The sequence below is a fragment of the Limnohabitans sp. INBF002 genome (assembly GCF_027924905.1).
Classification (GTDB): Bacteria; Pseudomonadota; Gammaproteobacteria; order Burkholderiales; family Burkholderiaceae_C; genus Limnohabitans.
On record NZ_AP027055.1, the window covers coordinates 2198712 to 2220969 of the forward strand.

General features: G+C 54.8%; 27 protein-coding genes and 1 tRNA gene. 10 read left to right on the plus strand and 18 right to left on the minus strand.

Annotated elements, in window-relative coordinates; all coding sequences use genetic code 11:
• Window positions 1–19: 19 nt before the first annotated feature.
• From proB to rplU, 4 genes are all read right to left on the minus strand, one after another.
• On the minus strand, window positions 20–1153 hold the full coding sequence (gene proB, locus QMG15_RS11025) for a glutamate 5-kinase (RefSeq protein ID WP_281788641.1): 1134 nt from the start codon (window positions 1151–1153) through the stop codon (window positions 20–22).
• A gap of 9 nt (window positions 1154–1162) precedes the next feature.
• Complete coding sequence (cgtA, locus tag QMG15_RS11030) at window positions 1163–2233, minus strand: Obg family GTPase CgtA (protein WP_108358288.1); 1071 nt, start codon at window positions 2231–2233, stop codon at window positions 1163–1165.
• A 64-nt stretch (window positions 2234–2297) separates the two neighbouring features.
• Complete coding sequence (rpmA, locus tag QMG15_RS11035; RefSeq protein WP_104796974.1) at window positions 2298–2555, minus strand: 50S ribosomal protein L27; 258 nt, start codon at window positions 2553–2555, stop codon at window positions 2298–2300.
• A gap of 12 nt (window positions 2556–2567) precedes the next feature.
• The gene (gene rplU / locus QMG15_RS11040) at window positions 2568–2879 is read right to left on the minus strand and encodes a 50S ribosomal protein L21 (RefSeq protein WP_104796975.1); all 312 of its coding nucleotides are present in this window, start codon (window positions 2877–2879) and stop codon (window positions 2568–2570) included.
• Between the two features lie 192 nt (window positions 2880–3071).
• On the opposite strand from rplU, the gene QMG15_RS11045 reads away from it, so the two are divergent.
• Window positions 3072–4001: a polyprenyl synthetase family protein gene (locus tag QMG15_RS11045; protein WP_281790129.1), complete on the plus strand. Its 930-nt coding sequence runs from the start codon at window positions 3072–3074 to the stop codon at window positions 3999–4001.
• 14 nt (window positions 4002–4015) lie between these two features.
• The gene (locus tag QMG15_RS11050) at window positions 4016–4417 is read left to right on the plus strand and encodes a hypothetical protein (protein ID WP_281788643.1); all 402 of its coding nucleotides are present in this window, start codon (window positions 4016–4018) and stop codon (window positions 4415–4417) included.
• Window positions 4418–4435: 18 nt separating this feature from the next.
• On the opposite strand, the gene QMG15_RS11055 is transcribed toward QMG15_RS11050, so the two are convergent.
• From QMG15_RS11055 to QMG15_RS11065, 3 genes are all read right to left on the minus strand, one after another.
• On the minus strand, window positions 4436–4762 hold the full coding sequence (locus QMG15_RS11055; RefSeq protein ID WP_281788644.1) for a hypothetical protein: 327 nt from the start codon (window positions 4760–4762) through the stop codon (window positions 4436–4438).
• 23 nt (window positions 4763–4785) lie between these two features.
• Complete coding sequence (locus QMG15_RS11060) at window positions 4786–5166, minus strand: H-NS histone family protein (protein WP_281788645.1); 381 nt, start codon at window positions 5164–5166, stop codon at window positions 4786–4788.
• A gap of 112 nt (window positions 5167–5278) precedes the next feature.
• Window positions 5279–5551 carry an HU family DNA-binding protein gene (locus QMG15_RS11065; RefSeq protein WP_108358292.1) on the minus strand — a complete coding sequence of 91 codons (273 nt, stop codon included), beginning with the start codon at window positions 5549–5551 and terminating at the stop codon, window positions 5279–5281.
• Window positions 5552–5739: 188 nt separating this feature from the next.
• On the opposite strand from QMG15_RS11065, the gene QMG15_RS11070 reads away from it, so the two are divergent.
• The 6 genes from QMG15_RS11070 to QMG15_RS11095 all read left to right on the plus strand — a co-directional run bounded on the left by QMG15_RS11070 (window position 5740) and on the right by QMG15_RS11095 (window position 10637).
• Complete coding sequence (locus QMG15_RS11070) at window positions 5740–6960, plus strand: ATPase, T2SS/T4P/T4SS family (protein ID WP_281788646.1); 1221 nt, start codon at window positions 5740–5742, stop codon at window positions 6958–6960.
• A 199-nt stretch (window positions 6961–7159) separates the two neighbouring features.
• Entirely contained in the window at window positions 7160–8167 is a 1008-nt protein-coding gene (locus tag QMG15_RS11075; RefSeq protein ID WP_281788647.1) for a type II secretion system F family protein, read from the plus strand.
• Complete coding sequence (locus QMG15_RS11080) at window positions 8164–8973, plus strand: A24 family peptidase (protein ID WP_281788648.1); 810 nt, start codon at window positions 8164–8166, stop codon at window positions 8971–8973. The genes QMG15_RS11075 and QMG15_RS11080 overlap by 4 nt, the downstream gene beginning before the upstream one ends.
• Window positions 8974–8983: 10 nt before the next feature.
• A complete protein-coding gene (gene coaE / locus QMG15_RS11085) occupies window positions 8984–9607 on the plus strand; it encodes a dephospho-CoA kinase (protein ID WP_281788649.1) in 624 nt (207 codons plus the stop codon).
• Window positions 9608–9680: 73 nt separating this feature from the next.
• Complete coding sequence (gene zapD, locus QMG15_RS11090; protein ID WP_108358297.1) at window positions 9681–10433, plus strand: cell division protein ZapD; 753 nt, start codon at window positions 9681–9683, stop codon at window positions 10431–10433.
• A gap of 3 nt (window positions 10434–10436) precedes the next feature.
• Window positions 10437–10637: a DNA gyrase inhibitor YacG gene (locus tag QMG15_RS11095; protein ID WP_108358298.1), complete on the plus strand. Its 201-nt coding sequence runs from the start codon at window positions 10437–10439 to the stop codon at window positions 10635–10637.
• Window positions 10638–10650: 13 nt separating this feature from the next.
• Here QMG15_RS11095 and QMG15_RS11100 read toward each other — a convergent pair whose 3' ends face one another.
• Genes QMG15_RS11100 through secA form a run of 4 tightly spaced genes read right to left on the minus strand, consistent with a single transcriptional unit; the run spans window position 10651 to window position 15999 of the window.
• Window positions 10651–11121 carry an NUDIX domain-containing protein gene (locus tag QMG15_RS11100; RefSeq protein WP_281788650.1) on the minus strand — a complete coding sequence of 157 codons (471 nt, stop codon included), beginning with the start codon at window positions 11119–11121 and terminating at the stop codon, window positions 10651–10653.
• Window positions 11122–11124: 3 nt separating this feature from the next.
• On the minus strand, window positions 11125–12006 hold the full coding sequence (locus tag QMG15_RS11105; RefSeq protein ID WP_281788651.1) for an ATP-binding protein: 882 nt from the start codon (window positions 12004–12006) through the stop codon (window positions 11125–11127).
• A complete protein-coding gene (gene argJ, locus QMG15_RS11110; protein WP_281788652.1) occupies window positions 12006–13247 on the minus strand; it encodes a bifunctional glutamate N-acetyltransferase/amino-acid acetyltransferase ArgJ in 1242 nt (413 codons plus the stop codon). The genes QMG15_RS11105 and argJ overlap by 1 nt, the downstream gene beginning before the upstream one ends.
• Before the next feature lie 7 nt (window positions 13248–13254).
• On the minus strand, window positions 13255–15999 hold the full coding sequence (secA, locus tag QMG15_RS11115; RefSeq protein WP_281788653.1) for a preprotein translocase subunit SecA: 2745 nt from the start codon (window positions 15997–15999) through the stop codon (window positions 13255–13257).
• Window positions 16000–16111: 112 nt separating this feature from the next.
• Between secA and QMG15_RS11120 the strand changes: the two genes are divergently transcribed.
• Window positions 16112–16498 carry a hypothetical protein gene (locus tag QMG15_RS11120; RefSeq protein ID WP_342748872.1) on the plus strand — a complete coding sequence of 129 codons (387 nt, stop codon included), beginning with the start codon at window positions 16112–16114 and terminating at the stop codon, window positions 16496–16498.
• A gap of 40 nt (window positions 16499–16538) precedes the next feature.
• Here the strand turns inward: QMG15_RS11120 and QMG15_RS11125 are convergent.
• The 6 genes from QMG15_RS11125 to petA form a co-directional block, all read right to left on the minus strand.
• Window positions 16539–16614: transfer RNA gene (locus QMG15_RS11125), tRNA-Thr, on the minus strand.
• A 34-nt stretch (window positions 16615–16648) separates the two neighbouring features.
• A complete protein-coding gene (locus tag QMG15_RS11130; protein WP_281788654.1) occupies window positions 16649–17116 on the minus strand; it encodes a ClpXP protease specificity-enhancing factor in 468 nt (155 codons plus the stop codon).
• 5 nt (window positions 17117–17121) lie between these two features.
• Window positions 17122–17733 carry a glutathione S-transferase N-terminal domain-containing protein gene (locus QMG15_RS11135; RefSeq protein ID WP_108358321.1) on the minus strand — a complete coding sequence of 204 codons (612 nt, stop codon included), beginning with the start codon at window positions 17731–17733 and terminating at the stop codon, window positions 17122–17124.
• 96 nt (window positions 17734–17829) lie between these two features.
• Complete coding sequence (locus tag QMG15_RS11140; RefSeq protein WP_108401847.1) at window positions 17830–18588, minus strand: cytochrome c1; 759 nt, start codon at window positions 18586–18588, stop codon at window positions 17830–17832.
• Window positions 18589–18608: 20 nt separating this feature from the next.
• Window positions 18609–20018: a cytochrome bc complex cytochrome b subunit gene (locus QMG15_RS11145; RefSeq protein WP_281788655.1), complete on the minus strand. Its 1410-nt coding sequence runs from the start codon at window positions 20016–20018 to the stop codon at window positions 18609–18611.
• An 11-nt stretch (window positions 20019–20029) separates the two neighbouring features.
• Window positions 20030–20629, minus strand: a complete 600-nt coding sequence (gene petA, locus QMG15_RS11150; protein ID WP_281788656.1) for a ubiquinol-cytochrome c reductase iron-sulfur subunit — start codon at window positions 20627–20629, stop codon at window positions 20030–20032.
• Window positions 20630–20776: 147 nt separating this feature from the next.
• Here petA and mscL point away from each other — a divergent pair, with 147 nt between their 5' ends.
• Window positions 20777–21184 carry a large conductance mechanosensitive channel protein MscL gene (gene mscL / locus QMG15_RS11155; RefSeq protein WP_281788657.1) on the plus strand — a complete coding sequence of 136 codons (408 nt, stop codon included), beginning with the start codon at window positions 20777–20779 and terminating at the stop codon, window positions 21182–21184.
• A gap of 6 nt (window positions 21185–21190) precedes the next feature.
• Here the strand turns inward: mscL and pdxA are convergent, their stop codons facing one another.
• The gene (gene pdxA, locus QMG15_RS11160) at window positions 21191–22255 is read right to left on the minus strand and encodes a 4-hydroxythreonine-4-phosphate dehydrogenase PdxA (RefSeq protein WP_281788658.1); all 1065 of its coding nucleotides are present in this window, start codon (window positions 22253–22255) and stop codon (window positions 21191–21193) included.
• Between the last annotated feature and the right edge of the window lie 3 nt (window positions 22256–22258).

Here is a 22258-nt window from a genome sequence, read left to right on the forward strand (position 1 = left end):
CACTTCGGTGGGCTTTTTGTTATTTGGAGAGCACCAAGTTGTCGCGGTGCACCATCTCTGGCTCAGCGGCGTAGCCGAGTAGCTCTGTCATTTTTCCTGAAGGCTTGCGACACAGCAAACGCGCTTCAGCAGCCGCATAGTTGGCCAAGCCACGAGCAATTTCTTGGCCTTGGCTGTCCAGAATCGCAATCACTTCGCCGCGTGAAAAATCACCGTCCACACCTGTCATGCCGATGGGCAAGAGGCTTGAACCATCGGACTTAAGCTTATTCACCGCGCCATCGTCGATGGTGACGGAGCCACGCAGTTGCAGGTGATCGGCCATCCATTGCTTGCGGGCTTGTTGCTTTTGGGTTTGCGCCACCAACAAGGTGCCAATGGCTTCGCCTTGCGTCAAACGCACCAAAGCATCTGGCTCACGGCCCCATGCAATGACGGTGGAGGCACCCGAACCTGCGGCACGTTTGGCCGCTAAGATTTTGGTGATCATGCCGCCCTTGCCGATGCTTGAGCCTGCGCCGCCCGCCATCTCTTCGAGTTTGGCATCGCCTGCGCGCGCCTCATGCACAAAGGTAGCTGTTGGGTCGCGACGCGGGTCAGCGGTGTACAAACCTTTTTGGTCGGTCAAGATGATCAGGGCATCGGCCTCGACCAAGTTGGCCACCAAGGCACCCAAGGTGTCGTTGTCGCCAAACTTGATTTCATCGTTGACCACCGTGTCGTTCTCGTTGATGACAGGCAGCACGCCGTGCGTGAGCAGGGTCAACAAGGTGGAACGGGCGTTGAGATAACGCTCGCGGTCAGCGAGGTCGGCATGCGTGAGCAGCACTTGGGCCGAGCCCAAACCGTTTTCGCGCAGCTTGGTTTCGTACATGTGGGCCAAGCCCATTTGGCCCACCGCGGCGGCGGCTTGCAGCTCGTGCAGCTCTTGCGGGCGGGTTGTCCAGCCCAAGCGTTTCATGCCTTCGGCAATGGCGCCGCTGGACACCATGATGACTTCACGGCCATCGCGCACCAAGGCACCGAGCTGGCGACACCACTCGCCAATGGCCTCTTCGTCTAAGCCACGGCCTTCGTTGGTGACCAAGCTAGAGCCGACCTTGACCACGATGCGTCGTGCATCGCGCAACACGGTGGAAGTCGAAAGCGTCATGGCAGCAGCTTATTCAGGCGTGGGCTCAACAAAGCGGGGGTCAACATACTCGGGCGGCTGCTCAGCCACCTGTTGCGCTTTGATGTGTTTGTAGATGTCTTTGATCAGATGTTCGCAACCCTCGCGCGTGAGCGCCGAGATTTGGAACACCGGACCTTTGTACTTCATGCGCTTGACGAAATCAGCCACCAAGGCTTCGCGTTCGTCTGCGGGCACCATGTCGAGCTTGTTGAGCACAATCCAACGCGGCTTGTCGTACAAGGCCTTGTCATATTTTTTGAGTTCGTTGACGATGGCCTTGGCCTGCGCCACGGGGTCCACGCCTTCATCGAACGGTGCAATGTCCACAAGATGCAGCAACAAACGTGTGCGCTGCAAGTGGCGCAAGAACTGATGGCCCAAGCCTGCACCGTCAGACGCACCTTCGATCAAGCCGGGCACGTCGGCGACCACAAAGCTTTGCTCGGCGGCCACGCGCACCACACCCAAATTTGGGTGCAAGGTGGTGAAGGGGTAATCGGCAATTTTGGGACGCGCATTGGAGATGGCGGAAATCAACGTGGACTTGCCCGCATTGGGCATGCCCAGCAAACCGACGTCGGCCAACACCTTCAACTCAAGTTTGAGTTCGCGTTTTTCACCAGGCCAGCCTGGTGTTTTTTGACGGGGCGCACGGTTGATCGCGCTCTTGAAGCGCATGTTGCCAAAGCCACCGTCACCGCCCTTGGCGATGGTGATGACTTCGCCTGGGGTGAGCAACTCAAACAACACGTCGCCAGTTTCGACGTCGGTGATGATGGTGCCCACGGGCATTTTCAAGGTGATGTCGTCGCCTGCATGGCCGAACATGTCGGAGCCCATGCCGTGTTGGCCGCGCTTGGCCTCGTGGCGGCGTGAGTAACGGAAGTCAACCAAGGTGTTGAGGTTGGGGTCAGCCACGGCGAACACATGGCCGCCGCGCCCGCCGTCGCCACCGTTGGGGCCGCCGAACTCTTTGTACTTCTCATGACGGAAGGAGACGCAGCCGTTCCCCCCATCACCAGCGGCGATGTCGATATAGGCTTCGTCTACGAATTTCATGGGTCTAGTGTAAAAAGTAAAGCCCCGACAAGTCGGGGCTTTGTCACAAATCAGTTTGAAAAAATCAAACGGGTGTGATGTTGACCATGTGCTTGTTCAAAGCGCCTTTAACGCCGAACGAGACGTGACCGTCAACCAATGCGAACAAAGTGTGGTCTTTGCCCACGCCGACGTTCACGCCGGGGTGGAACTTGGTACCACGTTGGCGCACGATGATAGAGCCAGCAGAGATCAACTCACCGCCGAAGGCTTTCACACCGAGCATTTTGGGCTTGGAATCGCGCCCGTTTCGCGTAGAGCCGCCGCCTTTTTTCTGTGCCATGTCAAATGCTCCTTAGCCGTTGATGGAAGCAATCTGCAATTCTGTGAATTGCTGACGATGCCCTTGGCGTTTTTGGTAATGCTTACGACGACGCATTTTGAAAATGCGAACTTTGTCGTGTTTGCCATGAGACAAAACTGTCACTGTGACAGTTGCACCGGACACCAAGGGTGTGCCGACCTTGAGTTCAGCGCCGTTGCCGACTGCCAAAACTTGATCGATCACAATCTCTTGGCCTACGTCCGCAGCAATCTGTTCTACTTTAATTTTTTCGCCAGCAGCAACACGATACTGTTTGCCACCGGTTTTTATGACCGCGTACATGTGAGACCTCTAGATAAGAATCTATGTGGATATCTACGGACGGATTTCCGCAGAGCCCGAAATTATAGCAGTGATTGATTTGGTTTGCTCGTCCCTATAATCCAGCGGCGTTTCAACGCTTTTGTCCCCATTTTTTCTAGTCACGCTTTGTCCACCACACCTTCCAACGCCTTAGCCCTGATCGCTGCCGATATGGCAGAAGTTGACCGCGTCATTGCGCAACGCCTGGACTCGGGCGTGCCGCTGGTGGGCACCGTGTCGCAGTACATCATCTCCGCGGGCGGCAAGCGAATTCGCCCAGCGTTATTGCTGCTCATGGCCGGCGCTTTGGGATACACCGATGCGCAGCGCCACAACTTGGCAGCCGTGGTGGAATTCATCCACACGGCCACCTTGCTGCATGACGATGTGGTGGACGAATCCACCCTGCGCCGTGGCCGCCCCACGGCCAACGAATCGTTTGGCAACCCAGCCAGCGTGCTGGTGGGCGACTTCTTATATTCCCGCGCCTTCCAAATGATGGTGGATTCCGGCGAAATGCGCGTCATGGAAGTGCTGGCCGAAGCCACCAACGTGATTGCTGAAGGCGAAGTTCTTCAGTTGATGAACATGCACGACGCCTCGCTGGACGAAGCCGGTTATTTGCGCGTGATTCGCTCCAAAACTGCCAAACTCTTTGAAGCCAGCACACGCTTGGCCGCCATTTTGGCCAAAAGCTCACCTGACGTTGAAGCAGCCTGCGCCGACTACGGCCAAGCCTTGGGCACGGCCTTCCAAGTGATTGACGACGTGCTCGACTACGACGGTGATGCCAAAGAACTGGGCAAAAACTTAGGCGACGATTTGCGCGAAGGTAAAAACACCTTACCGCTCATCATTGCCATGCAGCGCGGTACACCTGCGCAACGCCAAACCATCCAAAGCGCGATTGAAAATGGCGAAATGGATGCCTTGGCAGAAATTGTCGAGATTGTGCGCAGCACCGGCGCACTAGACGCCACCCGCGCGGCCGCGAGCGCTGAAGCTGAACGTGCGATTGCTGCCTTGAGTATCTTGCCAACTGGCCCGTATCGCGAAGCCATGCATGCCTTGGCGGCGCAATTGCTAGACCGCCGCAACTAAACCCCAGGTACCGAATGCACGATTTAGACAAACCCTACACCGACAGCATTCAGCAATGGGACATCGCTTGCGATTGCTTCAAAGCAGAATTTAAATTCGACCCCAACGAAATTGTCACGATCGACACCATTCGTGAGATGTTTGCCGAAATTGTGGATGGTCATGCGCTGTCACAAAATGCGTCCATCTCTTTGATGTTCGCCTTGTATTTCTTAGGCTATTTGACTTTGCTCGAAATCATGAAAGCCAAAGACGAATCGTTCGAGATTGGCAATATGAACGATTTCTATTTGATACTCGATCGCGCTGACCAATGGGCCCATCAATCCACGGATGCGCCTCTATTGGCCGAGGCAGCCATGCCTATTATTCAGGCCACCCAACAAATCATGCAGAAATTAAATCTAGCGCGCTAAATACAGCGCGCCAGATATTTACTCTTCAACCAATTTACAGGGCATTTTGATGCCCTTTTCTGCGCGCTTTTCTTCGCAATAGCGCATCGCACGACGTTCACCCTCTGCAGACATTTTGATATGAATTGAGCAGCGAAATGCCATTTTTTCACCATCAGAATGGCTATCAAAGGCTGCAGCGCAATGGCTCATTTCATTCATTTCAGGCTTGAGCTCTTTCCACACAGACCGCAAAGAGTCAGGCAGTTCACTCAAATGAATCGAGGGATAGTTGCCAATCGGCTTAGCCAAAGCTGCAAAACCGATGAGTGCCAAGGCACAAGCCACATATTTAAAACGACTCATGTTCAAACTCGGCAATCCGTGAATTAAGCCGCAACAGCTTGAGCGATGAGCGCTGAATCTAAGGTGCCAGCACTCTTCAACGCCTGAACCCAAGTGGGGGACACGCCGCGGCCCGTCCAAGTTTGCTCTGGGTTGGCAGGGTTGCGGTATTTAGGTGCCACTTTTTTACCAGCCAAAGCGCCTTTTTTGGTAGCTTTGGGGGCTTTGCCTGCCTTGGCGGCCTTGCCTGCGCTCAATGCTTTCGCAATGTCGTCAGCGGTCAAACCCGCGTCTTTGGCCATGGCGACAATACTTGCCAACACTTTGTCGTGAGACTTCGATTTCAAAGCCTGCTCTTTTTTGTCCAACAGTTCGCGCTGTTTACGAATAGCGGCGAGTTGATTTGCAACAGTTGTACGTGCCATGAGATATTCCTATTCAATATGTTTTAAAAAGACGTTGTTATTCTAAACATAACCAGAGAAATTAAAAAGCCCGCATAAAGCGGGCTTTTATTAAAATGATTTGAATTTAATATTAATTCAAAGCATCCTTCAAACCTTTGCCGGGCTTGAAACGTGGCACCTTAGCGGCCTTGATTTTCAAAGCAGCGCCAGTACGTGGGTTACGGCCTGTGCGTGCTGCACGTTTGCTCACACTGAAAGTGCCAAAACCAACCAGAGTCACGGTGTCGCCTTTTTTGAGTGTCTTTTTGACAGCCTCAATGATGGAAGCGAGTGCGCGTGTGGCAGCAGCTTTAGAAATATCAGATTTACCTGCGATGTGTTCAATGAGTTCTGTCTTGTTCACGGTGTTGTTCCTGTTGTTGATTTTACCAGCGATGCTGATTTAGGCAGTTTACTTAAATTTAAAGTGTTCTGAAATACGCCAATTGGCGTATTTCCCGGGAATGGTGCAAATGACATGTTTGTAACGTCAACCCCATCTTCTGGCCGAAGCATCAGCCAAAAATCCTCATTCATTGGTTAAGGATTTTGATGCCACCCCCACACATCGCGCCATCCGCAATACCGGAACAATCTGCCGTCCAAACGCTGGATCTGCTCCTGCATCGCGCATTTGAACAACTTGCGTCAGACATTCATGTCGAAAGTGGCGAGGATTTCTTTCGCGTGCGGTTTCGCATTGACGGGCAATTACAAATCGCAGCCACCCCTACCCTCAGTTTGCGAGATCCGGTTGTTTCGCGCCTCAAGGTTTTGGCTCGGATGGATATTGCGGAGAAGCGTGTACCGCAAGATGGCCGAATTCAGTATCCCTACAAAGACCAAACCATTGATTTACGGGTCAGCTCTTTGCCCACGTTGCATGGCGAGAAAATCGTGGTTCGAATTTTGAATTTCTCCCGTGAAAGGCCGGGGCTGGCTGCGTTGGGGTATGAGCCAGATGACCGCACCAAATTACTTCAAGCCCTAGGCCGCCCACATGGCCTGATTTTGATGACGGGGCCAACGGGCTCTGGCAAAACCTTGTCTCTTTACAGCTGCCTTGAATTATTAAACCGGGCAGAAGTCAATATCTCAACGGTTGAGGATCCGTCAGAAATTCACCTCCCTGGCGCGAACCAAGTCAATATCAATGAGCGCGCTGGATTGACTTTTGCCACCACGCTTCGGGCCTTGCTGCGACAAGATCCTGACGTGATCATGGTGGGTGAAATTCGCGATTTAGAAACTGCCGAAATTGCCATTCAAGCGGCACAAACTGGCCATTTAGTTCTCTCAACACTGCATACCAACGACGCCCCCAGCACCTTAGCGCGGCTGCGCCACATGGGCATTGCGGCATTCAACGTGGCTGCGAGCGTCAACCTCATCACAGCACAACGGCTGATCCGACGTTTGTGTGACAAATGCAAAAGCCCTTTAGATGCAGAACAAACCGCCTTCTTTTTCAACACATTAACGCCGCAAGACAGCCAAGCCATTCCAGCCGACTCACGCGCACACGCCGCACTGTACAAAGCGGTCGGCTGCCACGCCTGCGACAAAGGCTACAAAGGACGCATCGGCATTTACCAAGTCATGCCTGTCAGTGATGCCATGCAAACATGCATCATCCGTGACAACGACACCCAAACCTTGGCTGCGCAAGCCGCACTGGAGGGCGTGCGTACCTTAAGGCAAGCCGGATGGTTGAAGGTCTTGCAAGGCATCACCACCATGGACGAGGTCATGGCCCTCACCAACCATGGCTGAGCATCGCTACGCATGGCGGGGTAACGATCGACAAGGGCAGCGCTTGCGGGGCGAAATGCAAGCGAATAGCCCAAGCGATGTGGCTGAATGGTTGCGTCAGCAGCGCATTCGACCCACCCAGATCCAACGTCAATGGACACTGCCACCTTGGCTGAGGCGCACAAGAAGACCACGCATTCAGACTGACGAGCTCACACAAATGACCCGCCAGTTGGCCACGCTGCTGCACGCAGGCGTGCCGCTGCTTCAATCCTTTGACATGCTCGGCAAAGGTCTCGCCCCCTCCGACCTTCAAACTCTCATTCGCGATGTGCACACCCAAATTGAAGGAGGCATTGCACTCAACCAAGCTTTCAGAAAACACCAGGTGTTCGATGCGTTTTATTGCAATCTGGTCGCGGCTGGCGAAATGTCAGGCACGCTGGATGTTGTGCTCGATCGGTTGGCGCACCATCTTGAAAAAACGCAAGCGCTGCAGGCCACGGTCCGCTCAGCGTTGGTCTATCCCGCCGCAATTCTGGTGATTGCGCTCACGGTCCTCGCACTGATCTTGGTGTTTGTGGTGCCTGCTTTTCAAAACATCTTTGCCTCGTTCGGTGCCGAGTTGCCTTGGCTCACGCGGATGGTCATTGCGCTCAGTGAGACGTTTCAACGCTATGGCTTGGCCTGTGCGGCGTTAGGCATCGCCGCTGCGTGGTGGGCGCGCCACCAAATCAGGCACCGTGTGGCTTGGCAGGCACGCCTGGATCGTTTTTTGCTGCGCATCCCGATTGCTGGCCAACTCATACGCCATGCCTGCACCGCGCGCTGGACACGCACCTTGGCCACTCTATTTACAGCAGGCGTGCCACTGACTGAGGCCTTAGACGTGGTCCAGGGCGTGACAGGCAACGCGGTGTTTCAAGCTGCAACGCGGTCCATCCAAGCGCAGTTGATGCGAGGCACATCACTCTCGAAAGCACTGGACAGCACCGAGGCACTCTTTCCACCCATGGTCGGGCAAATGTGCGCCATTGGCGAAGAGTCTGGCGCACTCGATCACATGCTCGCCAAAACGGCCGACTACTACGAACGCGACGTCGACAGCACCGTGGCGAGACTGTCTACACTCATGGAACCCTTCATCATGGTGGTGCTGGGTGTCTTGATTGGCGGCTTGGTGATGGCTTTGTATCTTCCAATTTTTCAACTGGGGCAAGTGGTATGACGTGGCTCATCGCCTTTGGCCTCGGACTTTTGGTTGGCAGTTTTGTGAATGTTGCGGTTCACCGTTTGCCACGCATGGTGATGGCTGAGCCCAATACCATTCACACAAATCAACGCTACGACTTGTGCTGGCCCGCCTCACATTGCCCGCAGTGCCACACGCCTTTGAAATGGCACCACAACATTCCTTTGCTCAGCTTTGTTTGGCTGAAAGGTCGCTGCGGTTTTTGCCAACAAGCCATCCACCCGCTGTATCCACTGCTTGAAGTGATCACGGCTCTGACGTGGGTTGCATGCGCATGGCACTGGGGGTTCAATGTCACGGCGCTTTGCTGGGCACTCTTTGCAACAACACTGCTGGCTTTGGCCGTGATTGATTGGCAAACCACGCTGCTCCCCGATGATCTAACGCAAGCGTTGGTGTGGGGTGGCCTCATCGCCAGCGCCAGTGGTGGGCTGCCACTTCGCCTAGATCAATCCGTTTGGGGTGCTGTCATGGGCTATGGTGTGCTTTGGTGCGTGGCCACGGCGTTTGAACGCATCACAGGCAAGCAAGGCATGGGGGCTGGCGACTTCAAATTACTGGCTGGCTTAGGCGCTTGGCTGGGGCCGCTGGCTTTGATTCCCTTGCTGATGTTGGCCAGCTTGAGCGGCGCCATCTTTGGTTTGACACTCAAATTCATCGATCGGCTCCACCCCGACGGTTACGTCCCTTTTGGCCCCTTCTTAGCGGCAGCAGGCCTGTTGATCGCGGTTGTCGGCATGGGGCCTATTGCCGCATGGTTGGGTTGGTCATTTTTTGCATAGACTTAGCGCCATGTCTGCACACTCACATGTCACCCCCACGCTTCGTTTAGGCCTCACCGGCGGCATTGGCAGCGGCAAAAGCAGTGTGGCAGCCATGCTTGTGAAACGCGGCGCGGCCTTGGTTGACGCAGACGCCATCGCGCGCAGCGTCACCGCTGCACATGGCTTGGCCATACCCGCCATCGCCGAGGCGTTTGGCGCTGATTTTGTAACGCCCGAAGGCGCGCTCGACCGCGAACGCATGCGCACCCATGTCTTCAGCGACCCTTCGGCCAAACAACGCTTAGAAGGCATCATCCATCCGCTGGTCTCGCTCGAAACCAAGCGTCAAGCCCAAGCCGCTTTGGATGCGGGACACCGCACCGTTGTGTTTGATGTCCCCCTGCTGGTTGAGTCTGGCCGTTGGCGCAGCCAAGTTGACCGCGTGCTGGTGGTCGACTGCCTCGTCGAAACTCAAATTCAACGGGTCATGGCACGCAACAATTTCAGCCGCGACACGGTCGAAAAAATCATAGCGGCTCAAGCCACCCGAGAGCAACGACTGGCTGCGGCTGACTGGGTGATTTACAACGACGCGCTGTCGCTCCAAGCCTTAGATCAACTTGTCGCCGCTTTACCTATTCAGCCTCTTTAATCGGGGAGGCGGGGTTTGCAAGCGGTTATGATCTTGTTAATTACAAAAGTCCAACTTTGACTCGTTTTTTCGCGTGATTCTGTACGAACATCCCTTCAACGAACGTGTGCGCACCTACTTGCGCCTGGAACACCTGTTTCAGCGTTTTGAAGAACTGACATCGCGCAACCACCCCGTAGACAACCACTTTGCGCTCACCACCCTGTTTGAGTTGGTCGAAGCCGGTGGACGTACCGACCTCAAGTCAGACGTGCTCAAAGACTTAGAGCGCCACAAACAACAGTTCAACTCCTTGCGCGGCAACCCGTCGGTGTCTGAAACGGCCTTGCAACAGTTGCTCGACAACATCGACCATTGCTATGGCGGTCTCAACGGGGCCGTTGGCAAGATTGGCCAGAACATCACAGAAAACGAATGGCTCACCGCGTTGCGCAACCGTGTGGCAATTCCTGGTGGCACTTGCTGTTTTGATTTGCCGGCGTACCACGCATGGCAGCAACAAAGTCCAGACCTGCGCCGTGCCGACATCATGCGCTGGTTCGAAGTGTTCCAGCCCATGAAAGACTCTGTGAATCTGCTGCTCTCGCTCATGCGCGACACAGGCACCACACAAAAAATGATGGCCATGGGCGGCCAGTTCCAGCAATCGCTGGCGCAAGGAAAATTCCAACTCATGCGTGTGGCGATTGACCCAGCGCTGGGCTTCATCCCTGAAATCAGCGGCAACCGTTTGATGATTTGGGTGCGCATGATGCGCCAAGACGGCGATGGCCGTTTGCAGCACAGCACCGATGATGTGCCTTTTGAAATGGCTCTTTGCGTTTAAGCCATGAGTGACGCTGAGGTTCGCATCGTTGTTTGCCCGCAGTGCGGTGGGCCTAGTCGCTACGAAGCAGCCAATGTGTATCGCCCCTTTTGCGGCGAACGCTGCCGCAACATTGACCTAGGCGCTTGGGCCAACGAAGAACACCGCTTGCCCGATCAAACGCCGCAAGACGACGCCGACTTCGAAAACACACCGCTGCAATAAACAACGCGATATCTCAGACGCTATGCGTCTCGCCCACAAATGCGCGCTCTTGCGCAAACCACTGCAACACGGGCACCGTACCGGGCAAGACAGGCGTCACAGCCACCGGCAACTGTTGCCAAGCAAACGACTGCGACTCCAACATTTGCAACTCACCCGACCACTGCGTCACTTTGCAAAAGTTCAGTTGCACCAAGGCATGGGGGTAATCGATGCGCTCGGTCTTCCACAGGGTGCAATCGTGAATGGTGATTCCAATTTCTTCTTGTAGTTCGCGGCGCAAAGCTTGCTCAACCGTCTCGCCAGCCTCGAGCTTGCCACCAGGAAACTCCCAGAAGCCTGCGTAGGCTTTACCTTCGGGACGGCTGGTGAGCAAGAAGGCATCGTCACCGCGCATCAACACACCGACCGCCACTTGCACCAAGCTGCGGTCCGTCGAGCGCGGCCGGTCTGCATCGACCACGCGCACTTCAGCGTCCGTCATGATTTAAGCGGCGTGTTTGCCCGCGTAGTCGCGAGCAAACTGATACGCCACACGGCCACTGCGCGAAGCGCGCTCTAGAGCCCAGACCAACGCCTCAGGTTTGGCCGCCTCAATTTCAGCAGGCTTGAAGCCAAACGACGAGAGCCACTGCGCAGCAATCGTCAGGTACTCATCTTGGCTGAAGGGGTAAAAGCTCACCCACAAACCAAAGCGTTCAGACAAAGAAATTTTCTCTTCTACGCCTTCACCTGGGTGCACTTCGCCATCGTCGGTATGCGTGTACGTGAGGTTTTCCTTCATGTACTCGGGCAACAAATGACGGCGGTTGCTGGTGGCATAAATCAACACATTGGGTGTCGCTGCCGCAATCGAGCCATCCAAGATGGACTTGAGCGCTTTGTAGCCGGGCTCGCCATCTTCAAAACTCAAGTCATCACAGAAGATCATGAACTTTTCTGGACGCTCTGACACCAACTCAATGATGTCGGGCAAGTCGGTCAGGTCGTCTTTGTCGACCTCAATCAAACGCAAACCTTGTGGGCCGTATTCGTTCAAACACGCTTTGATCAGTGACGACTTACCTGTGCCACGCGCGCCCGTGAGCAACACGTTGTTGGCGGGCAAGCCCTTCACAAATTGCTCAGTGTTGCACTGAATTTTTTCTTTTTGGCCGTCAATCTCTTGCAAGTCAGCCAAACCCAGTTTGGCCACATGACGTACAGGCTCTAAGCCGCCGCGACCATTGTTGCGTTTGCGATACCGAAAGGCCACGCTCGCTGACCAATCAGGCTCAGCCATGGGTTGCGGCAGCACTTGCTCAATGCGCGCCATCAAAGCCTCGGCGCGTTGCACCAAGCGTTCTAAGGGATGAAGTTCGGTTGTCATTAGCTGCGGTAGTCGGCGTTGATGCTGACATAGTCGTGGCTCAAATCACAAGTCCACACCGTGTCACTGGCTGTGCCACGGCCCAAGACCACGCGCACAGTAATTTCAGATTGCTTCATCACACGTTGACCGTCTTCTTCGCGGTACTCGGGATGACGGCCACCTTGGATGGCGACATGTACATCGTCCAAATACAAATCAATGCCAGTTTGGTCGAGGTCGGTGATGCCCGCATAGCCCACCGCAGCCAAGATGCGGCCCAAGTTGGGATCGCTGGCAAAGAAGGCTGTTTTCACCAAAGGCGAATGGGCAATGGCATAGGCGACTTGACGGCATTCTGCGCTGGTGTTGCCCCCCTCCACGCGGATGGTGATGAACTTGGTGGCGCCCTCGCCATCGCGAACGATGGCTTGCGCGAGTTCGCGTGCGACTTGCAACATGGCTTGCAGCAAGGCTTGGCCTTCTGCGCTTTGCAAGCTGGTGATAGGCGCGTGTTGCGCTTTGTTGGTGGCGATGACGACAAACGAGTCGTTGGTCGATGTATCGCCATCGACAGTGATACGGTTGAACGAGCCTTCGGCCAAAACCAACGACAACTCTTTCATCAACACGGGGGCCACGCACGCATCGGTGGCCACATAGCCCAGCATGGTGGCCATGTTGGGACGAATCATGCCCGCGCCTTTGCTGATGCCGGTCACGCTGACGGTTGCACCACCAATTTGTACTTGTGTGCTGGCCGCTTTGGGCACCGTGTCAGTGGTCATGATGCCTTCAGCGGCATAGGCCCATTGCTGTGCACTGCCGGCATCCCCAGCCGCGGCGATGGCTGCAGGCATGCCCGCAATGATGCGGTCATGCGGCAACGGCTCCATGATGACGCCGGTCGAGAAAGGCAACACTTGGTTAGGAGAAATATGCAAGGCTTCAGCCAAGGCCACGCAGGTTTCGCGTGCACGCTTCAAGCCTTCTTCGCCCGTGCCCGCATTGGCATTGCCGGTGTTGACCACCATCGCACGGATACCTTGACCTGAATCCAAATGCTCACGACACACCTGGACAGGTGCTGCACAAAAACGGTTTTGCGTGAACACACCGCTGACCGATGCGCCTTCGTCAATCAGCACCACGGTTAAGTCTTTGCGATCTGCTTTGCGAATGCCCGCTTGGGTGACACCAATGCGCACGCCAGCAATGGCATGTAAATCGGCAGGATTGGGAGGAGTGAGATGAACTGACATGTATTTATTAGATCAACTTACCGTGACAGAACTTGAATTTTTTACCGCTGCCACACGGGCAGGGATCGTTACGACCCACAGGCGGCATTTGTGCGGCAAAGGTGGTTTCATCTGCCGTGGTGACCGCTTGGCCTGATTCGTCAGGGGCGGTGTAGGTCACGTTGTGCAAATTCTCTGCGCGGTCTTCCAACTCAGTCGCAGCTTGTTCAATTTGCTCGTTCGATTCAATCTTGACCGTCATCAACACGCGGGTGACTTCGTTCTTCACCAAGTCGAGCAACTGGCCAAACAACTCAAACGCTTCGCGCTTGTACTCTTGCTTGGGCTGCTTTTGGGCGTAGCCGCGCAAGTGAATGCCTTGGCGCAAATAGTCCAAGGCTGCCAAATGCTCGCGCCAATGGCTGTCGATGTTTTGCAACAAGACCACGCGCATGAACGGCGTGAACTGTTCAATGCCCACGCGATCGAGCTTGGCTTGGAATGTGGCGTGCGCCGCTTCAATGACCTGCTCAAGAATCTCTTCGTCGGTGATGGCCGACGCTTGTTGCACGGTTTCTTGCAACGGCAGTTCAATGAGCCATTCTTGCAACAACGCACGTTGCAAGCCTGCGATGTCCCACTGCTCTTCCACCGATTCTTCGGGCACGTATTGACGCACCAAGTCGGTAAAACTACCTTGACGCAAGCTGGCGATTTGAGCGGTCAAATCGGTGGCATCCAAGATGTCGTTGCGCTGTTGGTAAATCACACGGCGCTGGTCGTTGGACACATCGTCGTATTCCAGCAGTTGCTTGCGAATGTCAAAGTTGCGTGCCTCGACTTTGCGCTGCGCGCTTTCGATGCTGCGTGTGACGATGCCAGCTTCGATGGCCTCGCCCTCTGGCATCTTCAATCGGTCCATGATGGACTTGACACGCTCGCCCGCAAAAATGCGCATCAGAGAGTCATCCAAGCTCAAGTAAAAACGAGAAGAACCTGGGTCACCTTGACGGCCCGAGCGGCCGCGCAACTGGTTGTCAATGCGGCGTGACTCGTGGCGCTCTGTGGCAATGATGCGCAAGCCACCGAGTGACTTCACATAGTCGTGGTCTTTGGCCCATTGCACGCGCAGGGCGTCGATTTGTTTTTGTTTTTCTGTGGCGTCCAAAGCCTCATCGGCTTCGACTTCAGCAATCGCTTTTTCAACGTTACCGCCCAACACAATGTCGGTACCACGACCGGCCATGTTGGTGGCGATGGTGATCATCTTGGCGCGACCGGCTTGCGCAATGATGGTGGCTTCGCTGGCGTGCTGTTTGGCGTTGAGCACTTGGTGCGGCAACTTGGCCTTCTCCAACATCTCAGCAATCAGCTCTGAGTTTTCAATCGAGGTGGTGCCCACCAGCACGGGTTGACCGCGCTCGTAGCATTCGCGGATGTCGTCAATGGCAGCAGTGTATTTTTCTGCCGTGGTTTTATAAACGCGGTCCAGCTGGTCTTCACGTTTGCTGATGCGGTTGGGTGGAATCACCACCGTTTCCAAACCGTAAATTTCTTGAAACTCGTACGCCTCGGTGTCGGCTGTACCTGTCATGCCGCCGAGCTTGTTGTACAAGCGGAAATAGTTTTGGAACGTGATGGAGGCGAGTGTTTGGTTCTCGGCTTGAATCTCCACGCCCTCTTTGGCTTCCACCGCTTGGTGCAGACCATCGCTCCAGCGGCGACCCGACATCAAACGACCCGTGAACTCATCCACGATGGTGATCTCACCGTTTTGCACCACGTAATGTTGGTCGCGGTGATACAGGTGGTTGGCACGCAAGGCTGCGTACAGGTGATGCATCAAGCTGATGTTGGCGGGGTCGTACAACGATGCGCCTTCGGGCAGCAAACCGTTGGCACTCAAAATGCGCTCAGCGTTTTCATGGCCTTGTTCGGTCATGAAGACTTGGTGTGATTTTTCGTCCACCGTGAAGTCACCGGGCGTGATGATGCCCTCGCCCGTGCGTGGGTCTTCTTCACCGACTTGGCGAGTGAGCAACGGCACGATGCGGTTGATGGCCACGTACTGCGCTGTGTGGTCTTCGGCTTGACCGCTGATGATGAGCGGTGTGCGCGCCTCGTCGATCAAGATGGAGTCCACCTCGTCCACGATGGCGTAGTTGAGTTTGCGTTGCACACGGTCAGCGGCTTCGTAGACCATGTTGTCGCGCAGGTAGTCAAAGCCGTATTCGTTGTTTGTGCCGTAGGTGATGTCGGCGCGGTAAGCCGCTTGCTTTTCTTCGCGCGGCATCTGTGGCAAGTTGATGCCCACAGACAAACCCAACCAGTTGTACAGGCGCGACATCCATTGCGCGTCACGGCTGGCCAAGTAATCGTTCACCGTCACCACATGCACGCCGTTGCCGGTGAGGGCATTCAGGTACACGGGCAATGTGGCGGTGAGGGTCTTGCCTTCACCGGTACGCATTTCGGAAATTTTGCCCTGGTGCAGCGCAATGCCGCCCAACATCTGCACGTCAAAGTGGCGCATTTTCATGACGCGCTTGGAAGCCTCACGCACCACGGCATAAGCTTCAGGCAACAAATCGTCTAAGGCCTCACCGTTGGCGACGCGTGATTTGAATTCGTCGGTTTTGGCACGCAAGGCCGCATCGTCGAGCTTCTCCAACGAAGGCTCCAACGCATTGATTTGCGTGACGGTTTTGCGGTATTGCTTGAGTAGCCGCTCATTGCGGCTACCAAAAATTTGAGTCAAGAAATTGAGAGCCATGCGAGCACTGCGAGGTCCCTGTTTTTCTGCAAAAACAAGGGTCGCAAAATCCTTTGTGAAAGGCTTGATAGAAGCTCAGAATTTTAACCGTCAGCGGAACCATAATTGCGTCATGGCCACCCGTTCTACACCGCATCCCGACACACTTGCCGCCTATCGTGCGCTGGGATACAACACACCGCCCAAATCAAGGGTCAGTGTGCGCGGTAAATCACAGACCTTGGAGCAAGTGGTTGGCTCAGCACCTTCTTTGGCCCACCTCTCCGCGATTGCTCAGGACACCCAAAACAGACTCAAAGCGATCGCCCCACTGCTTCCCGCTTCGTTGCGTCCACTGGTCCAATCTGGTGGGGTAGAAGATGATGCTTGGTGTTTGTTGGTGCCCAACAGCGCTGTAGCCGCCAAGCTACGGCAAACATTGCCGGCCTTGTGCGCCCACTTGCGCACCAAGGGTTGGAATGTGAACACCATCCGCGTCAAAGTGAAATCGCACAGCTAAAGAAAAACCCGCTACGCCAAAGGCGTAACGGGTTTTATTTTGGTGCCGCTTGTCGGAATCGAACTGACGACCTACCGCTTACAAGGCGGGTGCTCTACCAACTGAGCTAAAGCGGCGCAGGCAGAATTCTAACCTAACTTTCGTGTGTTTTTACTTCACACGCGTGAGTGTTGGACGACCTGAAGGTGTCGTGGGCGTTGGCGGCTCATCGTCTGCACCACCGTCAACCTGTGACGTGTCCACCGCACTTAATGCGGGACGTTTAGCCACAGCGGCAGGAACCGCATCAGATGCGGTGTTCATCGGAAAGGACATGCCTTGTCCGTTTTCACGCGCGTAAATCGCCATCACACGATTGATGGGGATGATGATTTCACGCGGCACACCACCGAAGCGGGCTTTGAATTCAATGAACTCATTGCCCAGCGTCATGCCTGCCGTGGCGTCATAGCCCACGTTCAACACAATCTCACCGTTTTTGACGTACTCCATCGGCACTTGCACGGTCTCGTCAACCAAGACCGCGACATAGGGCGTGAACCCACTGTCGGTGCACCACTCGTGCAACGCACGCAACAGATACGGACGGGTGGAAGAGGCGTCTGGAGCGTTCAACATACGAATTACTTGCGCATGACCTTTTCAGAAGGCGTCAATGCTTCGATGTAGGCTGGGCGCGAGAAGATGCGCTCAGCGTACTTGAGCAATGGTGCAGCATTCTTCGACAAGTCGATGCCGTAATGATCCAAGCGCCACAACAGTGGTGCAATGGCCACGTCGAGCATGGAGAAGTTTTCGCCCAACATGTACTTATTCTTCAAGAACACGGGAGCCAACTGTGTCAAACGGTCACGGATGTGAGCGCGTGCTTTTTCCAAAGCTTTGTCGTTGGCTTTGGCAGCGCGAGACTCCAACGTGGACACGTGTGTGAACAATTCTTTTTCGAAGTTCAACAAGAACAAACGCACGCGGGCGCGCTCGACAGGGTCGCCAGGCATCAACTGTGGATGTGGGAAACGTTCGTCGATGTATTCGTTGATGATGTTGGACTCATACAAGATCAAATCGCGCTCAACCAAAATTGGCACTTGACCGTACGGATTCATCACATTGATGTCTTCGGGCTTGTTGTAAAGATCAACATCGCGAATTTCAAAGTCCATGCCTTTTTCGAACAAGACAAAACGGCAGCGATGTGAGTAGGGACACGTAGTTCCCGAATAAAGCACCATCATGATGGGCGGCTCCTAAAAATCAAAAAGAGTGGCAGGCTAACCTGTCACTCCGTGAAGTGACAACAGGCATGAAGCCTGTTGCCGAATTTGCGCAAATTACTTGATGTCTTTCCAGAAGGAAGCATTCAAGCGCCATGCGATGAACATGAAACCAACCAAGAACAACAAGACCCAAACGCCGATGCGCACGCGTGTATTTTGAGCTGGCTCAGCCATCCACTGCAAGTAACCCACGAGATCACCCATGGCTTGGTCGTATTCCAAAGCGGTCATCTTGCCTGGCTTGATTTGTTCCCAGCCTTTGAAGGTTTGGACTTGATGGCCGTGGTCTTCGTGTGTGTCATAGATCGGACGACGCTCGCCTTGCAATTCCCACAACACGTGAGGCATGCCCACGTTAGGGAACACCAAGTTGTTCCAACCTGTGGCTTTGGTTTCGTCACGGTAGAACGTGCGCATGTAGGTGTAGAGGTAATCCGCACCTGTGCCGCCGTGACCAGCACGTGAACGTGCGATCACTGTCAAGTCAGGCGGTGTGGCACCAAACCAATCTTTGGCCTGTTTGGGGTCAATGTTGGCCTTCATGGTGTCACCGACTTTTTCAGTCGTGAACAACAAGTTGTCTTTGATCTGCTGTTCTGTCAAACCGATGTCTTTCAATCGGTTGTAACGCATGAATGCAGCCGAGTGGCAGTTCAAGCAGTGGTTGACAAAAATTTTGGCGCCGTTTTGCAAGGCTCCCAAATCGTTGGTTTTGTTAGGCGCTTTGTCCCATGCGATGGTGTCGCCGCCAGACGCTTGCGCGCCAGCCACCACACCGAGGGCCAATGCCAAGCTGAGAATGATTTTTTTCATGGTTATGTACTCCGTGAATCTCAGTGAGGCGTGAAGGTAACGCGGTCAGGCACAGGCTTAGTTGCACCCATGCGGCTCCACATCGGCATCAACAAGAAGAAGCCGAAATAGAACAAGGTACCGACTTGCGACACGCGCTCGCCAATGGCGGAGGGTGGTTGAACGCCCAAATAAGCCAACACGATGAAGTTCACCACGAACACACCGTACATGTACTTGTGCCAGTCAGGACGGTAGCGGATTGATTTGACACCGCAGTTGTCCAACCAGGGCAAGAAGAACAAGATCACGACAGCGCCGCCCATCACCACCACACCCCAGAATTTGGCGTCGATGGAGAGCATGAGCACGGACACAAACAAAGCTGCACCCACCACACCCGCTTTGACTACTTTTGGCAAGTTGGTTTTGACAGCACCAAAGAAAGCACCAGCTAAAACGCAAGCAATCAACACGTACATCATTTCACTGGTGATCGCACGCAACATCGAATAGAAGGGCGTGAAGTACCACACTGGCGCAATGTGCAACGGTGTCTTCAAAGGATCCGCAGGGATGAAGTTGTTGTATTCGAGGAAGTAACCACCGAATTCAGGTGCGAAGAAGATCACAGCGCTGAACACCAACAAGAAGCCGCTCACACCCAAAATGTCGTGCACGGTGTAATACGGGTGGAAAGGCACGCCGTCGAGTGGGTGACCGTTGGCATCTTTCGGTGCGTTCGGGCCTTTGATTTCCACGCCGTCTGGGTTGTTAGAGCCCACTTCGTGCAACGCAATGATGTGTGCAACCACCAAGCCCAACAGGACGAGTGGCACAGCAATCACGTGGAAGCTGAAGAAACGGTTCAAGGTGGCATCGCCCACCACGTAGTCACCACGAATCAGCAAAGCCAAGTCGGGGCCCACGAAAGGCACAGCAGCAAACAAGTTCACGATCACTTGAGCGCCCCAATAGGACATCTGGCCCCAAGGCAACAAGTAACCCATGAAAGCTTCGGCCATCAAGCACAAGAAGATGGCACAGCCAAAGACCCACACCAATTCACGTGGCTTGCGGTATGAACCGTAGATCAAGCCACGGTACATGTGCATGTAAACCACAATGAAGAACGCCGAAGCGCCAGTGGAGTGCATGTAGCGGATCAACCAGCCCCATGGCACGTCGCGCATGATGTATTCAACAGAACCAAATGCCAAAGCGGCGTCTGGCTTATAGTGCATGACCAAGAAAATACCGGTCACGATTTGAATCACCAACACCAAGAGTGCCAATGAGCCAAAGAAGTACCAGAAGTTGAAGTTCTTGGGTGCGTAGTACTCAGACAAATGCTCTTTGTAGAGCTTTGATGCTGGGAAACGGTTGTCCACCCAGTTGAGCAATTTTTCGCCAGCGCTGGCGTCAGGGGAGATTTCTTTAAATTCAGCCATGGTGCGTCCTATCAGGCTTTCTTGTCTTCACCAATCAACAGCTTGGTGTCGGACAGGTACATGTGTGGCGGGATTTCGAGATTGTCTGGCGCAGGCTTGTTTTTAAACACGCGACCAGCAATATCAAACGTCGAACCGTGGCAAGGGCACAAGAAGCCACCATTCCAATCGTCAGGCAGTGAAGGCTGTGCGCCTGTTTGGAATTTGTCTGAGGGTGAGCAACCCAAGTGCGTACAAATACCCACAGCCACAAACACTTCAGGTTTGATAGAGCGAGCTTGGTTGCGCGCATATGCAGGCGTGAGTTCGCTGGGCTTGCGCTCCGACTTGGGGTCAGCCAGCTGAGTTTCGGTCTTGTTCAAAGACTCGAGCTGCTCAGGGGTGCGCTTGACGATCCAAACGGGTTTGCCGCGCCATTCGACGGTCATTTTTTCGCCGGGTTTGAGGGCAGAGATGTCGACTTCGACAGCAGCGCCGGCAGCTTTGGCCTTCTCGGAAGGCTGGAACGTGCTGACGAAAGGCACAGCTACTGCTACGCCACCGACCGCACCCGCGCAAGTCGAGGCAATCAGCCACGTGCGTTTGTTGGTGTCTACTGGGGTGTCACTCATGGAATTCCTCAAACAATAATCACTGGTTGGGTTAACACTTGATTGTAGCTGACCACACACACCCGCTATTTATTACGCAGTGCTTCCACTGCAAGGCTGCGGTAAGCCAGCGATAATTCGAATACTTTTATACACAAAGGATTCAACATGTTGAAAGAGTTCAAAGCCTTCGCCGTCAAAGGCAATGTCATCGATTTGGCTGTCGGTGTGATCATCGGTGCAGCGTTTGGAAAAATCGTCGATTCAGCCGTGAACGACCTGATCATGCCCATCGTGGCCGCCTTCATTGGTCATCTCGATTTTTCTAATTTCTTCCTCGTTCTCGGTTCAGCCCCTCAAGGCACCGCAATGACGCTGGATGCCATGAAGAAAGCGGGCGTACCGGTGTTTGCGTATGGCAACTTCATCACCGTGGCCGTGAACTTCGTGATTTTGGCGTTCATCATTTTCTTGATGATCAAGCAAATCAACCGCATCAAAGGCACGGCCGAAGAAGCAGCGCCGAAAGAAGAAGTCCTGTTGTTGCGCGATATCCGCGACAGTTTGAAAAAATAAACCGCTTCAGCGGCGCATGGCACGCGCCATGGCGACCGCAGCCAACAGGCTCGACGCATCCGCCTTGCACGTGCCGGCCACATCAAAGGCAGTGCCGTGATCGGGGCTGGTGCGCACCAGCGGCAGTCCTAACGTCACGTTCACGCCCTGCTCTACGCCCAAGTATTTCACGGGGATCAAGCCTTGGTCGTGGTACATCGCCACCACCACATCAAACTCACCGGGTTGTCCGTTCTTGGCACGTGCGCGCATGAACACCGTGTCGGGCGCAAACGGCCCGCTCACGTGCATGCCCTCGGCACGCGCCTGTTGCAAGGCGGGGATGATGGTGTCGAGTTCTTCACGCCCCATCAAGCCACCCTCGCCCGCATGCGGGTTCAAGCCCGCCACGGCCATGTGTGGTGCGCGACCCGTGGCCACCAACTCTGCCGCATGGGTGATGCGCAGGGTTTGCAAAATGTTGTCATGGGTCACCGCGTCAATCGCTTGGCGCAGGGACACATGGATGCTGACCAACACCGTTTTGAGTTCAGGGTTGGCCAACATCATGCGCACGGGCATGTCGTCCACCCCCACGCCTGCATGGGCTGCTGCACACGCCTGCAACATTTCGGTATGCCCCGGGAACGGCACACCCGCTGCAAACAAGGCCTCTTTGTGCAAAGGTGCTGTGACTACCGCCGACACATCGCCGCGCAAGGCGGCTTGCGCCGCCCACACCACGCAGTCAGCAGCCAGCTTCCCAGCGGTTGCGCTGATTTGGCCCCACGCAGGCAGCTGGTCAGCCGCCAAAGGCTGCGTGACTTGCAAGACGGGGATGGTGAATGGCGCTTTGATTTGGGCAGCTTCACGCAAATCGTTGACCAACTGCATGTGCATTTGTGGTTCGTGGTATTCGCACTGAGCCAACAGCAATGCGGCACGCTGCATCACCGCCAAATCACCGACGACCACGCAGCCTTGCAGCTGCTCGGGTGCATCACGAAACGCTTTGACGATGATTTCTGGGCCGATGCCCGCAGCATCGCCCAGCGTGATGGCCATGGGCTTGAAATGTTCAGCGGTGCTCATGTG

Excerpts from the sequence above, each read along its gene's own strand:
- QMG15_RS11140 (WP_108401847.1), bottom strand. The coding sequence starts at position 18,588 with ATGAAAAAAATCATTCTCAGCTTGGCATTGGCCCTCGGTGTGGTGGCT.
- QMG15_RS11070 (WP_281788646.1), top strand. The coding sequence starts at position 5,740 with ATGCCACCCCCACACATCGCGCCATCCGCAATACCGGAACAATCTGCC.
- proB (WP_281788641.1), bottom strand. The coding sequence starts at position 1,153 with ATGACGCTTTCGACTTCCACCGTGTTGCGCGATGCACGACGCATCGTG.
- QMG15_RS11045 (WP_281790129.1), top strand. The coding sequence starts at position 3,072 with ATGGCAGAAGTTGACCGCGTCATTGCGCAACGCCTGGACTCGGGCGTG.
- QMG15_RS11060 (WP_281788645.1), bottom strand. The coding sequence starts at position 5,166 with ATGGCACGTACAACTGTTGCAAATCAACTCGCCGCTATTCGTAAACAG.
- cgtA (WP_108358288.1), bottom strand. The coding sequence starts at position 2,233 with ATGAAATTCGTAGACGAAGCCTATATCGACATCGCCGCTGGTGATGGG.
- rplU (WP_104796975.1), bottom strand. The coding sequence starts at position 2,879 with ATGTACGCGGTCATAAAAACCGGTGGCAAACAGTATCGTGTTGCTGCT.
- QMG15_RS11055 (WP_281788644.1), bottom strand. The coding sequence starts at position 4,762 with ATGAGTCGTTTTAAATATGTGGCTTGTGCCTTGGCACTCATCGGTTTT.
- QMG15_RS11130 (WP_281788654.1), bottom strand. The coding sequence starts at position 17,116 with ATGTTGAACGCTCCAGACGCCTCTTCCACCCGTCCGTATCTGTTGCGT.
- coaE (WP_281788649.1), top strand. The coding sequence starts at position 8,984 with ATGTCTGCACACTCACATGTCACCCCCACGCTTCGTTTAGGCCTCACC.
- secA (WP_281788653.1), bottom strand. The coding sequence starts at position 15,999 with ATGGCTCTCAATTTCTTGACTCAAATTTTTGGTAGCCGCAATGAGCGG.
- mscL (WP_281788657.1), top strand. The coding sequence starts at position 20,777 with ATGTTGAAAGAGTTCAAAGCCTTCGCCGTCAAAGGCAATGTCATCGAT.
- QMG15_RS11120 (WP_342748872.1), top strand. The coding sequence starts at position 16,112 with ATGGCCACCCGTTCTACACCGCATCCCGACACACTTGCCGCCTATCGT.
- QMG15_RS11080 (WP_281788648.1), top strand. The coding sequence starts at position 8,164 with ATGACGTGGCTCATCGCCTTTGGCCTCGGACTTTTGGTTGGCAGTTTT.
- QMG15_RS11050 (WP_281788643.1), top strand. The coding sequence starts at position 4,016 with ATGCACGATTTAGACAAACCCTACACCGACAGCATTCAGCAATGGGAC.
- QMG15_RS11100 (WP_281788650.1), bottom strand. The coding sequence starts at position 11,121 with ATGACGGACGCTGAAGTGCGCGTGGTCGATGCAGACCGGCCGCGCTCG.
- QMG15_RS11105 (WP_281788651.1), bottom strand. The coding sequence starts at position 12,006 with ATGACAACCGAACTTCATCCCTTAGAACGCTTGGTGCAACGCGCCGAG.
- QMG15_RS11095 (WP_108358298.1), top strand. The coding sequence starts at position 10,437 with ATGAGTGACGCTGAGGTTCGCATCGTTGTTTGCCCGCAGTGCGGTGGG.
- petA (WP_281788656.1), bottom strand. The coding sequence starts at position 20,629 with ATGAGTGACACCCCAGTAGACACCAACAAACGCACGTGGCTGATTGCC.
- QMG15_RS11135 (WP_108358321.1), bottom strand. The coding sequence starts at position 17,733 with ATGATGGTGCTTTATTCGGGAACTACGTGTCCCTACTCACATCGCTGC.
- argJ (WP_281788652.1), bottom strand. The coding sequence starts at position 13,247 with ATGTCAGTTCATCTCACTCCTCCCAATCCTGCCGATTTACATGCCATT.
- QMG15_RS11075 (WP_281788647.1), top strand. The coding sequence starts at position 7,160 with ATGACCCGCCAGTTGGCCACGCTGCTGCACGCAGGCGTGCCGCTGCTT.
- rpmA (WP_104796974.1), bottom strand. The coding sequence starts at position 2,555 with ATGGCACAGAAAAAAGGCGGCGGCTCTACGCGAAACGGGCGCGATTCC.
- pdxA (WP_281788658.1), bottom strand. The coding sequence starts at position 22,255 with ATGAGCACCGCTGAACATTTCAAGCCCATGGCCATCACGCTGGGCGAT.
- QMG15_RS11145 (WP_281788655.1), bottom strand. The coding sequence starts at position 20,018 with ATGGCTGAATTTAAAGAAATCTCCCCTGACGCCAGCGCTGGCGAAAAA.